The organism is Bradyrhizobium sp. LB8.2 (assembly GCF_040548035.1).
GTDB lineage: Bacteria > Pseudomonadota > Alphaproteobacteria > Rhizobiales > Xanthobacteraceae > Bradyrhizobium.
This window is the reverse complement of sequence record NZ_JBEPQV010000009.1, coordinates 68,216-81,492: the sequence shown is the minus strand read 5'-3', so window position 1 is coordinate 81,492 and position 13,277 is coordinate 68,216. Positions and strand designations below refer to the sequence as shown.

Annotated in this window: 13 protein-coding genes, 1 tRNA gene and 1 pseudogene; 10 read left to right on the top strand and 5 right to left on the bottom strand. The window is 63.3% G+C overall.

Going from position 1 to position 13,277, the window contains the following annotated elements; translation table 11 throughout:
* The first annotated feature begins 42 nt into the window (after nt 1-42).
* The 5 genes and pseudogenes from ABIB06_RS13765 to ABIB06_RS13745 all read left to right on the top strand — a co-directional run bounded on the left by ABIB06_RS13765 (nt 43) and on the right by ABIB06_RS13745 (nt 4,850).
* Complete coding sequence (locus ABIB06_RS13765) at nt 43-1,452, top strand: adenylate/guanylate cyclase domain-containing protein (protein WP_247352441.1); 1,410 nt, start codon at nt 43-45, stop codon at nt 1,450-1,452.
* A 166-nt stretch (nt 1,453-1,618) separates the two neighbouring features.
* The gene (locus ABIB06_RS13760) at nt 1,619-2,107 is read left to right on the top strand and encodes a tellurite resistance TerB family protein (protein WP_247352439.1); all 489 of its coding nucleotides are present in this window, start codon (nt 1,619-1,621) and stop codon (nt 2,105-2,107) included.
* Nucleotides 2,108-2,332: 225 nt separating this feature from the next.
* Nucleotides 2,333-3,112 (top strand): SDR family NAD(P)-dependent oxidoreductase, encoded by a 780-nt coding sequence (locus tag ABIB06_RS13755; RefSeq protein ID WP_247352437.1) that lies wholly within the window; start codon nt 2,333-2,335, stop codon nt 3,110-3,112.
* A 126-nt stretch (nt 3,113-3,238) separates the two neighbouring features.
* Complete coding sequence (locus tag ABIB06_RS13750) at nt 3,239-4,033, top strand: glutamine amidotransferase (protein ID WP_247352435.1); 795 nt, start codon at nt 3,239-3,241, stop codon at nt 4,031-4,033.
* 110 nt (nt 4,034-4,143) lie between these two features.
* A pseudogene (locus ABIB06_RS13745) lies at nt 4,144-4,850 on the top strand (enoyl-CoA hydratase-related protein).
* Nucleotides 4,851-4,955: 105 nt separating this feature from the next.
* Here the strand turns inward: ABIB06_RS13745 and ABIB06_RS13740 are convergent.
* A tRNA-Ala gene (locus tag ABIB06_RS13740) sits at nt 4,956-5,031 on the bottom strand.
* Between the two features lie 175 nt (nt 5,032-5,206).
* Between ABIB06_RS13740 and ABIB06_RS13735 the strand changes: the two genes are divergently transcribed.
* From ABIB06_RS13735 to ABIB06_RS13725, 3 genes are read left to right on the top strand one after another with little or no spacing between them, the layout of a single operon-like run.
* Nucleotides 5,207-5,503: a YggT family protein gene (locus ABIB06_RS13735; protein ID WP_247352886.1), complete on the top strand. Its 297-nt coding sequence runs from the start codon at nt 5,207-5,209 to the stop codon at nt 5,501-5,503.
* Complete coding sequence (locus ABIB06_RS13730; RefSeq protein ID WP_247352432.1) at nt 5,503-5,826, top strand: DUF167 domain-containing protein; 324 nt, start codon at nt 5,503-5,505, stop codon at nt 5,824-5,826. Before ABIB06_RS13735 ends, ABIB06_RS13730 begins: the two co-directional genes overlap by 1 nt.
* A gap of 10 nt (nt 5,827-5,836) precedes the next feature.
* Nucleotides 5,837-6,721: a bifunctional methylenetetrahydrofolate dehydrogenase/methenyltetrahydrofolate cyclohydrolase gene (locus tag ABIB06_RS13725; RefSeq protein ID WP_247444151.1), complete on the top strand. Its 885-nt coding sequence runs from the start codon at nt 5,837-5,839 to the stop codon at nt 6,719-6,721.
* A gap of 67 nt (nt 6,722-6,788) precedes the next feature.
* Here ABIB06_RS13725 and ppa read toward each other — a convergent pair whose 3' ends face one another.
* The gene (gene ppa, locus ABIB06_RS13720; RefSeq protein WP_247352428.1) at nt 6,789-7,322 is read right to left on the bottom strand and encodes an inorganic diphosphatase; all 534 of its coding nucleotides are present in this window, start codon (nt 7,320-7,322) and stop codon (nt 6,789-6,791) included.
* A gap of 177 nt (nt 7,323-7,499) precedes the next feature.
* On the bottom strand, nt 7,500-8,009 hold the full coding sequence (locus ABIB06_RS13715) for a GNAT family N-acetyltransferase (protein WP_007598725.1): 510 nt from the start codon (nt 8,007-8,009) through the stop codon (nt 7,500-7,502).
* Nucleotides 8,010-8,271: 262 nt separating this feature from the next.
* On the opposite strand from ABIB06_RS13715, the gene ABIB06_RS13710 reads away from it, so the two are divergent.
* Both ABIB06_RS13710 and ABIB06_RS13705 read left to right on the top strand, forming a co-directional pair.
* Complete coding sequence (locus tag ABIB06_RS13710; RefSeq protein ID WP_354048422.1) at nt 8,272-9,162, top strand: alpha/beta hydrolase family protein; 891 nt, start codon at nt 8,272-8,274, stop codon at nt 9,160-9,162.
* A 43-nt stretch (nt 9,163-9,205) separates the two neighbouring features.
* Nucleotides 9,206-9,613, top strand: a complete 408-nt coding sequence (locus ABIB06_RS13705; RefSeq protein ID WP_247444148.1) for a thiol-disulfide oxidoreductase DCC family protein — start codon at nt 9,206-9,208, stop codon at nt 9,611-9,613.
* 12 nt (nt 9,614-9,625) lie between these two features.
* On the opposite strand, the gene ABIB06_RS13700 is transcribed toward ABIB06_RS13705, so the two are convergent.
* Together ABIB06_RS13700 and typA are read right to left on the bottom strand one after the other, a co-directional pair.
* Nucleotides 9,626-10,870: a flavin monoamine oxidase family protein gene (locus ABIB06_RS13700; RefSeq protein ID WP_354048533.1), complete on the bottom strand. Its 1,245-nt coding sequence runs from the start codon at nt 10,868-10,870 to the stop codon at nt 9,626-9,628.
* Nucleotides 10,871-10,996: 126 nt separating this feature from the next.
* Complete coding sequence (typA, locus tag ABIB06_RS13695; protein ID WP_247444147.1) at nt 10,997-12,823, bottom strand: translational GTPase TypA; 1,827 nt, start codon at nt 12,821-12,823, stop codon at nt 10,997-10,999.
* Nucleotides 12,824-13,277 lie beyond the last annotated feature (454 nt).

Here is a 13,277-nt window from a genome sequence, read left to right as displayed (position 1 = left end):
CGCCTCGCCGATGGCGTGATCCAACACAGATAGAGTTGCGCCATGAGCGATATCCAGGCCCAGTTTTCCGTTCTGAAGCAGACCGCCGATGCGAAGGTGGTCGACGCGATTGCGCGCCTCATCGAGGACGGCGAGGATCACGAGCTCAACCGCGTCAATGTCCTCGACTTCTCTAGGGAGCACAGCCTCGATGAAGAGCGCGTGATCTCGGCGTTCCTGCATTCGGCACGGCTCGGCCTGTTCGATCTCGGCTGGAACGTGCTCTGCCCGGGCTGCGGCGGCGTGCTGGGGGCGCATTCGACCCTGAAGGCGCTCAAGCCGGATGAGTATCACTGTGCGCTTTGCGCCTGCGGCTACAAGACCTCCGTCGACGATCAGGTCGAGGTCTCCTTCACCGTGAACTCGCGTGTCCGGCGCATTGCGGCGCATGATCCTGATACGCTTCCGGTGTGGGAGTATTTCAAGCAGGTGTTCTGGAGTTCGGGCGTCGACTTCAACAAGGAATCGTTCGCGACGCTCGCCAACGAGGTGACATTGGATACAATGGAGCTCTCGTCCGGCGAGAGGGCGACCATGTCGCTGCAACTGCCGAACGACTTCATCATCATCTTCGAGCCGGTGACGCACGCAGCCCATTTCATCGACGTGCAGGGCGAGCCGACCAAGGACCGTCAGCAGTTCGCCATCATGTACAACAAGGTGCAGGCGCCGACGGGAACCACGACCCTGCGGCCGGGCCCGCTACGGCTGTCGCTGGAGAATCAGGCCGGCGTGCGTGTGCTGCCGTCGGTGTTCATCGCGGCCGAGGCGCTCCATCATCTCATCGGCAAGCGCAAGCCGTTCCTGACTGCCAAGCGGATGCTGTCGAACCAGACCTTTCGCGATGTGTTCAAGGCGGACAATCTCAGTCTCGACCAGCGGCTCCAGATCACCTCGCTCACCTTCCTGTTCACGGATTTGAAGGGCTCGACCGCGCTCTACGAGCGTGTCGGCGATCTGGCCGCGTTCGATCTCGTGCGCGCGCATTTCCATGCGCTGCTCGAGATCATCTCCTCGGAGAGAGGCGCGGTGGTGAAAACCATCGGCGACGCCGTGATGGCGACCTTCGTCCGACCCGAGCATGCGATCGTCGCCGGCCTGCGGATGCGCGCAGCCATGGACGAGCTCAACAAGAAGCGCGGCACTGGCGACCTCATCGTCAAGATCGGCATCCATGAAGGCCCGTGCCTTGCGGTGATGCTCAACGAGCGGCAGGATTATTTCGGCCAGACCGTCAACATCGCCGCCCGCGTGCAGAGCCTGTCGACCGCACAAGAGATTCACATCACGGGGCCGGTGCTGGATGCGCCCGCGGTTGCCGAGCTGCTCCAGCAGCGTGCGATCAAGCCGATCCAGAAACAGGCGGCCCTGCGCGGCATCGCCGACAAGATGGTGGTGTACGAGATACCGTGAGGGGCGGATCACGCTCACCAAAGTCTTGCAATGACGGAGGTGGAACAGATTGCCGAAACGTAATCAGCGTGCGTAACTGACGCACGTTGCGCCGGTTGAGTTTCCCACTCATATAAGGCTGATAGCGGCCGCGCTCCCGCGGCTTCATCGATTTCGGTAGGACCTTATGCTCGACGGCCTGCGCCAATTCATCGCCGACATTGTTGCTCCTCATGCCCAGGACCGCGCATTCGGTGACGGTGATTACCGGCTGGCGGCGACCGCGCTGCTGGTTCATGTGGTCTCGCTCGACGGTCAGCCGACGGCTGCCGAGCAGAGCAAGTTGCACAGCCTGATCGAAAGCCATTTCGGGCTCGATCGCGGCACTGCCGATCGTCTGATCGCGGATGCGACGGAGGTCGAGGGCGAGGCGGTCGACCTCTATCACTTCACCAGCGTCATGATGCGCTCGCTCGACGAAGAGGGCCGCAGGCGCATCGTCCAGATGATGTGGGAGCTGGTCTATGCCGATGGCCAGGTTACTGAATTTGAGGACAATGTCGTCTGGCGCGCCTCTGACCTGCTCGGGATTTCCCAGCGCGACCGGATCGACCTGAAGCACGCGGTCGCAGACCGCGCCGGCGGCCCAGTCAAGGACAACGCGGTCGGTGGGTGATCTGTGCCAACACCGCGAATTGGCGGTTGTACAGACCACATGACGAAACTTTAATGTAGCCTCTGGGCTGCCTGGGTTCCGGATTCCCCTGTAAATCCATGGTTTTCCTGCTTCCCCGTTTCCCGCTCAAGTGGCTATGCGGCGGGCGCCGCTTGCCTGTCGCGCACGGCCCATGCTCTCGTTCCAGTTGCAGGCCAAAAAACTTCAATTCAAGAGACTTCGATCGTGACTGAGCGGGTAACGTTGATCACCGGTGCCTCGGCGGGCATCGGCACGGAGCTGGCGCGTGTGTTCGCCGCGAACGGACACCGTCTTGCGCTGACGGCGCGACGGGCGGACCGGCTCGTGGCGCTCGCGAACGAGCTCGCCGCCAAGGGCGGCAAGAAGCCGATCGTGATCGCCTGCGATCTCGAGGACGCGGATGCCGGCGAGAAGATCGCCGCCGCACTCGCTGCCGAAGGCGTCGAGCTCGATCATCTCGTCAACAATGCCGGCTTCGGCGTATTCGGTGACGCAATCGAGCGCGACCGCGTCGAGCAGCTCGGCATCGTGGATGTCAACGTCCGCGCGCTGACGGATCTGTCGCTGCGCTTTGCCGATCAGCTCATCAGGAACAAGGGTGGTCTTCTCAATGTCGGATCGGTCGCCGGTTTTCTGCCCGGCCCCGGCATGGCCGTCTACTACGCGTCCAAGGCCTATGTGATTTCCTTCACCGAGGCCCTTCGGGCGGAGCTTGCACCGCACGGCGTCCGCGTCACCGTACTTTGCCCGGGGCCGGTGCCCACCGAATTCCAGGCGCGCGCCGGCGTTGGGTCGGGACATGACACGGCCCTTCTCAATGTTTCTGCCGCCGACGTTGCACAGCAGGCCTATCGCGGCCTGATGGCCAACAAACGGGCAGTGCTTCCCGGCCTGGGCATCAAGATTGTGCCGTTCGCGCTGCGTTTCTTCCCGCGCGGCTTCATCCTGTCCGCCACCAGCCGGTTCCAGAGGCAAAGGCAGTAAAGGGAGCTCCGAGTCCGTCGTGGCCCGGAGCTTGCTTCAATATCGGGCGTGTGTGCGCAAACTCACACGAAATTAACGATCGCTTAGTTATGCTGGCGCTCTGAACCGATAGCACTCGCAGAGACCATGTCGTTCCGGACGAACAGGTTTGGTGACGCAGAAGTGGTGCCCTTCCCCAGAAGGACGCCACACGTCGCCGCCTCCGAAACCCGGTTGCCGGTTCTGATGATCCTGCATCAAGAGTCCTCGACGCCGGGCCGCGTCGGCAATGCGCTGCGCGCGCTCGGCCATCGCCTCGACATCCGTCGTCCCCGCTTCGGCGATCCCCTGCCCGAGACACTCGACCAGCACGCCGGCGCCGTGGTCTTCGGCGGCCCGATGAGCGCCAATGATCCCGACGACTACATTCGCCGCGAGATCGACTGGATCGAAATTCCGCTCCGCGAACAGCGGCCATTCCTTGGCATCTGCCTCGGCGCGCAAATGCTCGCGAAGCAGTTAGGGGCCCGCGTCGCGCCGCATGCGGATGCCCTGACCCAGATCGGCTATTACCCGATCCGCCCGACAGAAGCGGGACACCGGCTCTGCCCGAATTGGCCGGCGCGGGTCTATCATTGGCATCGCGAAGGCTTCGAGTTGCCGGTCGGCGCTGAATTGCTTGCGGAAGGCGATGATTTTCCGGTGCAGGCGTTTGGCGTCGGCAACGCGTTCGGCGTGCAGTTTCACCCTGACGTGACCTACGCGATGATGCATTGCTGGACCACGCGCGGCTATGACGGCCTCAGCGCGCCCGGCGCGCGGCAGCGGCATCACCATTTCGCGGACCGTGCCGTCTACGATGCCGCCGAACGCGCCTGGCTCGATCACTTCATCGACGGCTGGCTGACGCGCCGGCCGATGCTGGCGCAAGCCGCCGAGTGATCGCGCCTTCTCAGGTCCTTGGCGCAAGCCCTTGTCTCATCCCTTTATATGCTAGGCTTGCCGCCAACGAGCGCGTGTGAAACTGCGCCGGCAAACAAAGGGAGAGCGCCATGGCCTATGAACACATTCTCTATGAGGTCAGCGACAAGGTCGCGACCATCACGCTCAATCGGCCCGACCGCATGAATGCGTGGACGCCCATCATGGAACGCGACGTGCGCCATGCGATGGAAGCATCGAGCGCGGATGAAAATGTCCGCGTCATTGTGCTCACCGGCGCGGGACGGGCCTTCTGCGCTGGTGCCGACATGGATGCACTGAAGGGGCTTGACCCCAATGACGTCAGGCGAGCGTCGAACCTGCCGCCCTTCGACATGAACCGGCGGCCCGACTGGCAGACGCGCTATGGCTTCTATCCGTCGATCGGGAAGCCCGTGATCGCCATGCTCAACGGGGCGACCGCCGGCATCGGCCTCGTCCACGCGCTCTATTGCGACCTGCGCTTTGCCGCCGACAACACCGTGTTCACCACCGCCTTCGCGCGGCGCGGTCTGATTGCCGAGCATGGCATCAGCTGGATGCTGCCGCGCATCGTCGGTCATGCCAACGCGATGGATATGTTGCTCTCGCCGATTTCGTCTCGCCGAGCGCGATGGCCGTGATCAAGCGGCAGCTCTACGAGGTGCCGTTCCAGACGCTGGCGGAAGCGACGATCGAGGCCAATCGGGAAATGATGGTGGCGCTGAACGGCAGCGATTTCAGGGAGGGTGTGGCGAGCTTTATGGAGAAGCGGCCGCCAAGGTTTACGGGGAAGTAGGGGAGAATTTCGGATGGAGGCCGCCGTCGCCCCTTCGAGCTATGGTGCGGCAGCCTTCGCCACGAAGCGGCTTGCCGAGCCGAAGCAGGCGCAGCCTGCGAAGGCTGGTGGAGCCAGGCGGGATCGAACCGCCGACCTCGTCATTGCGAACGACGCGCTCTCCCAGCTGAGCTATGGCCCCTTTGCTGGCCGCTCTGGTCAATGCGGCCGACAACCGGGCGCCATTTAAGTCCCCGGCAAGGTCAAGTCAAGGACGGGTGCAACCCGGTTTTAGCCATCCCGGCACCGACTTCCCTTGTTTGGTTCGGGGGGAACCGATATCTAGCAGTCTTCCTCCCCTGCGAGCTCCCCATCAGATGCGTGCTATTCTCGAAATCATTCTGCTGATCTTGGACCTGTACGTCTGGCTCTTGATCGCCTCAGCCATCTTGTCGTGGCTCATCGCGTTCAACGTCGTGAATACGCGCAATCAATTGGTCGCAGCAATTGCCGAATTTCTGTACCGAATCACCGAGCCTCTGCTGGCGCCGATCCGGTCGATCATGCCAAATCTGGGCGGCCTCGATATTTCGCCCATTATCCTGATCTTGCTGATCTATCTGATCGAGAAGTTGATCGTTTACAACGTTATGCCTCTCGTCATCGGATATTGATGGAACCTTGGCGTTACGGAGCCGCAGGAATCAGCATCGCGCTGCGGGTGACGCCGCGCGGTGGCCGCGACGAGATCGACGGCATCGAGCAGCTGGCCGATGGCCGCAGCGTGCTCAAGGTGCGGGTGCGCGCCATCGCAGATGGCGGCGAGGCTAACAAGGCCGTTCTGGTGCTGCTGGCGAAATCGCTTGCCGTGCCCAAGGCCAGCGTAAAGCTCCTGTCGGGAGCGACCTCCCGGCTGAAGCAGATCGCGGTCGACGGCGATCCGGCGCGGCTCGGCGAAGCTCTGCGCCAGCTCGCATCAGCCAAATCGACAGACTGAGGAAAGAGGCATGACCGCCAAGATCATCGACGGAAAAGTCATCGCCGCAGAACTGCGTGCGCGCGTCGCGGACGAGGTCGCCCGCGTCAAGCGCGAGCACAATCTGGTGCCGGGCCTTGCTGTGGTCCTGGTCGGAAGCGATCCGGCGAGCGAGGTCTATGTCCGCTCGAAACACACCCAGACCCAGGCTGCCGGCATGGCGTCGTTCGAGCACAAGCTGGCGGCCGACGTCTCGCAAGCAGATCTCCTGGCGCTGGTCGCAAAACTCAACCGCGATCCCGCCGTGCACGGCATTCTGGTGCAACTGCCGCTGCCCAAGGGCCTCAACACCGAGACCGTCGTCAATGCCATCGATCCCGCCAAGGATGTCGATGGGCTGCATCCGAACAATGCCGGCCGCCTCGCCGGCGGTTTCGAGGCGCTGTCGCCCTGCACGCCACTCGGCTGCATTATTTTGACCAAGAGCGTGCATGCTTCGCTCGAAGGCATGAACGCCATCGTGATCGGCCGCTCCAACCTCGTCGGCCGCCCACTGGTGCAGCTGTTGCTGAACGAGAACGCCACGGTGACCATCGCACATTCGCGCTCGCGCGACCTGCCCGGGCTCGTGAAGCGCGCCGACCTCGTCTACGCCGCGGTCGGAAAGGCCGAGATGGTGCGCGGCGACTGGCTGAAGCCGGGCGCGACCGTAATCGACGTCGGCATCAACCGGATCCCGAAGGACGACGGCAAGACGCGTCTCGTCGGCGATGTTGCCTACCAGGAAGCGCTCGCAGTGGCTGGCGCCGTTACGCCGGTGCCGGGCGGCGTCGGTCAGATGACGGTCGCGTGCCTGCTGGTGAATACGCTGCGCGCCGCCTGCGCGATCGCGGGTCTGCCGAAGCCGGCGGTGTAACTCAAATTCTCGCGTCCCGCCGCAGCGCCGCGTGCAACGATGCGGTGCTGCGCTGGGACAGGACAGCTCAGGCCTTCTTCTTCTCGCGATCAATGCCTTCGAGGATCAGCTTGTGCGCATCCTCGGGGCCGCCCCAGCGCAGGATCTTCACCCACTTGCCGGGTTCGAGATCCTTGTAGTGCTCGAAGAAGTGCTGGATCTGCTGGAGCGTAATGTCCGGCAGGTCGGAATACGACTTCACCTTGTCGTAGCGCTGCGTCAGCTTCGAGGACGGCACCGCCAAAATCTTCTCGTCGCCGCCGGCTTCGTCTTCCATGAACAGCACGCCGACCGGGCGCACGCTCATGACGGCGCCGGGGATGATGGCGCGGGTGTTGATGATCAGGACGTCGCAGGGGTCGCCGTCATCGGACAGCGTGTGCGGGATGAAGCCGTAGTTACCGGGGTAACGCATCGGCGTGTAGAGGAAGCGGTCGACCACCAGCGTGCCGGCTTCCTTGTCCATCTCGTATTTGATCGGCTCACCGCCCACAGGGACTTCGATGATGACGTTGACGTCCTGTGGTACGTTTTTCCCGATCGAGACCGCATCGATACGCATTCAAGGCTCCGTTGTTGCCGAGGTTAAATCGCACCCGGCAGCGATTTTGGCGCTGTCATACGCGGGCTTGCCCCGCTGATCCATCGCGTTTTTGTGAAATAATGAATCCAGCGATCACCGGCTCAAAAGGCAGCGGTATCGACGGAAGGGAAGCGCTGCCGGCTGGACTTCAGCAGCTCAATTGGTCCAAGCGAAGGCAACCTTGTCGAGCGACTTCGGCCCGAAACGCTCCGACGAGCGCGCCACCATGCGGCCGCCCAAGGCACGGTAGAACTCGGTGGCCGGATCGTTGTCCGAGAGTGCCCACACCACCATGCTCTTCAGGCCGCTCTGCATCAGGTCGCGGCGGGCCGCGGTGAACAGGCGGCGGCCGAAGCCCAGGCCTTGGAATTCGGGACGCAGATAGAGCTCATAGACCTCGCCGTCGAAATGCAGGCTGCGGGCGCGGTTGCGACCGTAATTGGCATAGCCCGCGATCTTGTCGCCGAACACCAGCACGCTGACGCGGCTGCCCTTGCGGATCGCGCTGTCCCACCATTGCGGACCGCGGCGGTTGATCAGCTTTTCCAGCTCGGCGCCGGGAATGATGCCCTGATAGGCGGAGCGCCAGGCTTCGTCATGGGTGGACGCCACCGCGGTTGCATCTGCGGCTTTGGCCGGCCGGACCTCGATCAGGGTTGTGCTCATGGACGCAATCAAACCAAGTCGCCGCGCCAACGGCAAGACCTATCGTTAATTATGGGTTAACCTGTGGACTTTCTGCATCAGTATTTTCACCATGTTGTACCGAAAAAAGACAAGGCGCCGATTCGAATGGCACCGGAGTGCCGTGCGTCGGTGCAAAACTGCTTTGCGGCAACGAATGAACGGCAATGGCAACGCAGAAAGTCTGCCGATATTGATTCGTTCCTATTAGTGTGACGGTCGCTGTTCTCGCCTCCGGCAATTCATGCGGCTCCTCAACACCCTCGTGCTTCTGCCTCTCCTGGCCCTGCTGACTGCGCCGCCTCTGTGCGCCCAGGTCACGTTTGGCTCGTCCGGAGCGGAGGGTGATCCATTTCGCCGGCAGCAATGGCGCGTGCCATCGCCGGGTACCGACATCGCCGCGCATGCTCTGCTGTTTCGCCCGCCAGGTGCCGGCCCGTTCCGGCTTGCGGTGATCGCGCATGCCTCGACGCAAAATGGCTTGCGGCGCGCGCAAATGCCACAGCCGGAATATCGCGCGCTCACCGCATTCCTCATCGCGCGCGGCTTCGCCGTGCTGGTGCCGGAACGGCTCGGCCATGGCGCGACCGGCGGCCGCTATGCCGAGGACCAGGGCGGCTGTGACGAGGCGGACTATGCGCGCTCGGGCCGCGCAACGGCCGACGCAATCTCACTCGCGCTGGAGGATTTGCGAAAGCAGGATTTTATCCGCGAGGACGCCGCGATCGTGATCGGCCATTCCGCCGGCGGTTGGGGCGCGTTGGCGTTCGCGAATGCCGATCCGAAAGCGATCTCCGCCATCATCGCCTTTGCGCCGGGACGCGGCGGCCATGCCAATGACGAGCCGAACCGGATCTGCGCGCCGCAGACGCTTCTCGCGGCAGCGGCTGAATTCGGCAAGGCCGCGCGCATCCCCGTCACGTGGCTCGTTGCCACCAATGACAGCTATTTTGCACCGGCATTCTCGAAAATGTTGGTCGACGCATTTCGCGGCAGCGGCGGCAAGGTCGATTTCCGCACCCTGCCGGCCGCCAGCGGCGAGGGGCACTGGACGATCGAAACCGAGGCCGGCGTCAAAGCCGCGAGTGCCGAACTCGATCGCGCACTGAAGCCGGTGGCTGGCAAAAAGCCATGACGCTGTATTTCCTGGTCGCGCTCCTGACGCTGGATAAGCGCTGATGCCAAAATGGCCTGATGACGACGTGATCCTGTTCGACGGCGTCTGCATCTTCTGTTCGCGCTGGGTGCGGTTCGTCGCGCAGCGGGACACGGCGAAGCGGTTTCGCTTCACGCCGATCCAGTCGGACTATGGCGCCCGGCTCGCGCGCACGTTCGGCATCGATCCGGATGATCCGGATACAAATGCTGTTATCCATGGCGGCGACGTCTTCATGAAGTCGGACGCCGCGCTGACGGTGCTGTCGAACTTGCCGGGATGGAATTGGACGCGCGCGTTGTTCGCCGTGCCCAAACCGTTGCGAAACGCTGTGTACAGCCTCATCGCACGCAACCGCTATCGCATCTTCGGCAAGTATGACGCGTGCTTTGTGCCGGACGCGGATTTACGGGCACGGGTGATCGAATGACGGAGTTTGCTGTTACGGCTTGTTTGAAGCCGCCAGCACTTCCTGCGCCGCGCGCTCCCCTGAGTCCCTCGCTCCATGCGCCGTCGTGAAGAAGTTCGGCGACGTCGCTTCTCCCGCAAAGAACAACCGCCCATCTACCGGCGCGGCCAGCACGGCGCGGTCGCCGGAGTGGCCCGGCAGCGCGTGCGAATATGAGCCTCTCGCGAAGGGATCGTGGGCCCAGCGGGACTCGTAGAGCGGCTTCAGCTTTTGCCTGATGTCGTTGCCGAGAAAGCCTGCGATTTCGTCGATGCTTTGCGCGGCGATCGCGCCTTCGCCGGCGGCTTCCAACTCGCGGGCAAAGCTGCCGCCGAAAAAGCCTTCGATGCAGGGCTGGCCGAACGGGCGGATGTGGTAGGTGCCCATGGCGGTACGCATGGTGGCGCCGCGCAAATTACCTTCTTTCGGAAAGGCTTCGGCGTCCTCGAGCGCAAGCGTCACCTTGTCGTCGACGCCGAGCGGCAGGCCGGCTGCGGCATCGACCTTGGCGCGCAAGGCAGGTGAGAACCGGATTGCTTCGTCGGCGATCAGGTTGGTCGGCACGGTGACGATCACCTTGTCCGTGGCCAGCGCGCCCTGTGAAGTTTCGATGCGGATGCGCTGGCCGGAATGATCGATCAGCGTGACGTTGCAGTTCAGCGCCATCGGGCAAGGCGCGCCATAGGCCGCGATCAGGGTCCCATATCCGGCCCGCACGCGCCAATTGAAGTAGGTGTCCTCGTAGGCTTCCATGTCCAGGAGCGAGACCTGATCGAGCTCGCACCCGTTCACATAGGTCGAGACCGCGTCGATCATGGGATTCCAGCGGTTGCCGGGTTCGAGATAGCGGGAGGCAGGAGCATCCTCGCCTGCTTCCGCAGCCTCGGAGGCGCGATCGTAGAACTGATCGATCGCGCGCACGAAATCCTGGCGCAGAATTTCCGGAAACGCGTCGCCAAAGGCGCGATCGCTCCAGGGCGGCAGGTCGTTATTGAGTTCGAAATTGAGCTGCCGAGCGATCGGAACGAAGGAGTTCTTGTCGGCCGAGTGCAGCCAGCCGCAGCCGACGTCGAAGGTGACTTCGGGCGAGGCCTGTACGGTCCAGGCGCGGCCGCCGAGCCTGTTACGCGCCTCCAGCACGATCACGGAAAGGCCTGAGCCTGCCAGCGCATGCGCCGCGCCGAGGCCGGCGGCGCCCGCGCCGATGATCGCGACGTCGACTGAGGAGGGAAGGGACATAGCGGTCAATTTCATCGTCATGCCCGGGCTCGTCCCGGGCACCCACGTCATTGACACCAGTATCGAAGACGTCAATGGCCGGGACAAGCCCGGCCATGACGCATTCGTCGTGTGTCTGAGTGGCTCTTACGCCACCGCTTCCTTGGACTTTTCCGCGCGCTTGCGTTCGTTGGCGTCGAGGTGCCGCTTGCGCAGACGGATCGACTTCGGCGTGATCTCGACCAGCTCGTCGTCCTCGATATAGGCCAGCGCCTTTTCCAGGGTCATCCGGATCGGCGGCGTCAGGCGCACCGCTTCGTCCTTCGAGGTGGTTCGGATGTTGGTGAGCTGCTTGCCCTTGAGAATGTTGATCTCGAGGTCGTTCTCGCGGGTATGCTCGCCGACGATCATGCCCTTGTAGACCTTCCAGCCTGGCTCGATCATCATCGGACCACGATCTTCCAGCTTGAACATGGCGTAAGCCACCGCTTCGCCCTGGTCGTTGGAGATCAGGACGCCGTTGCGGCGGCCCTGGATCTCGCCCTTGTAGGGCGCGTAGCCGTGGAACAGACGGTTCATGATCGCGGTGCCGCGCGTGTCGGTGAGCAGTTCGCCCTGATAGCCGATCAGGCCGCGGGTCGGCGCGTAGAACACCAGCCGGAGGCGGTTGCCGCCGGACGGCTTCATCTCGACCAGCTCGGACTTGCGCTCGCTCATCTTCTGCACGACGACGCCGGAATGCTCCTCGTCGACGTCGATGACGACTTCCTCAATCGGCTCCAGGGTGGCGCCGGTGGCCTCGTCCTTCTGCAGCACGACGCGCGGACGCGACACCGAAAGCTCGAAGCCTTCGCGGCGCATGGTCTCGATCAGGATGGCGAGCTGCAATTCGCCGCGGCCCGAGACTTCCATCGCGTCCTTGTCGGAGGCTTCGACGACCCGCAGCGCGACGTTGCCTTCGGACTCGCGCAGCAGGCGGTCGCGGATCATGCGGCTGGTCACCTTGTCGCCTTCGGTGCCGGCGAGCGGCGAGTTGTTGACGATGAAGGACATCGACACGGTCGGCGGGTCGATCGGCTGCGCCACGAGCGGGGTCTCGACCGACGGATCGCAGAAGGTGTCAGCGACAGTGCCCTTGGTCAGGCCGGCGATCGCGACGATGTCGCCTGCGTCGGCTTCTTCGAGCGGGGTGCGCTCGATGCCGCGGAAGGCGAGGATCTTGGTGATGCGGCCCTGCTCGATCATCTTGCCGTCGGCGCCCAGCACCTTCACGGCCTGGTTCGGCTTGATCGAGCCCGAGGTGATGCGGCCGGTGATGATGCGGCCGAGATAGGGGTTGGCTTCGAGAATGGTGCCGATCATGCGGAACGGGCCTTCCTCGACGGTCGGCGGCGCGACATGGCGCACGATCAGGTCGAACAGCGGCTGCATGCCGGCTTCGTGCGACCCATCCGGACTCTCGGCCATCCAGCCTTGCTTGGCCGACCCGTAGAGGATTGGGAAGTCGAGCTGTTCCTCGCTGGCGTCGAGCGCCGCGAACAGGTCGAACACTTCGTTGATGACTTCGGTCGCCCGCGCGTCGGGACGGTCAACCTTGTTGATGACGACGATCGGCTTCAGACCGACCTTGAGCGCCTTGGAGACCACGAACTTGGTCTGCGGCAGCGGGCCTTCGGCGGCGTCCACCAGCACCAGCGCGCCGTCCACCATGTTGAGGATGCGCTCGACCTCACCGCCGAAATCGGCGTGGCCGGGGGTGTCGACGATGTTGATGCGCGTGTCCTTCCACTGCACCGAGGCCGCCTTCGCCAGAATGGTGATGCCGCGCTCGCGCTCCAGATCGTTGGAGTCCATGGCGCGCTCGGTCACCTTCTGGTTCTCGCGGTAGGTGCCGGATTGCTGGAGGAGACGGTCGACGAGCGTTGTCTTGCCGTGGTCGACGTGGGCGATGATAGCGATGTTGCGAAGGTTCATGAGTGAGCTTCTTTGCGGTCGGACAATGGGTTAAGCGCGATCTCGCCGGTCAGACCGGGACCTGTTCTCGAAACAACGCTGAAAGTCTGGAAACGGGGCGCTTTCCGCCCAAAAAGGAAACCTAGTCTCTTCGACCGGGTACCCTGTGCGTTGCGGCGCAATATATGCAAAAACAGCCAAAAAACAATGTGTTCTTTGGCTGTTGGTTGATTGAATTTTGTCCGGGAATCCCCGGGGGTTATGGGGCAGGCTGGGCCAGAACTCGCTGATCGCCAGCCGTGCCCGGACGTTACCGGCTGCTTGCTGAAAGGCGACTTTGACCAGCCCGCAGCTTCTCCGATATTGCGAACCTCGACTCGGGCCCAACCGGATGGCGGGTAATGTTCAGGGTTCCGGGATGCCCGCCGCCGCGGCGCGGCCAGGATCATCGTGAACCACGATCCATAGGCATACG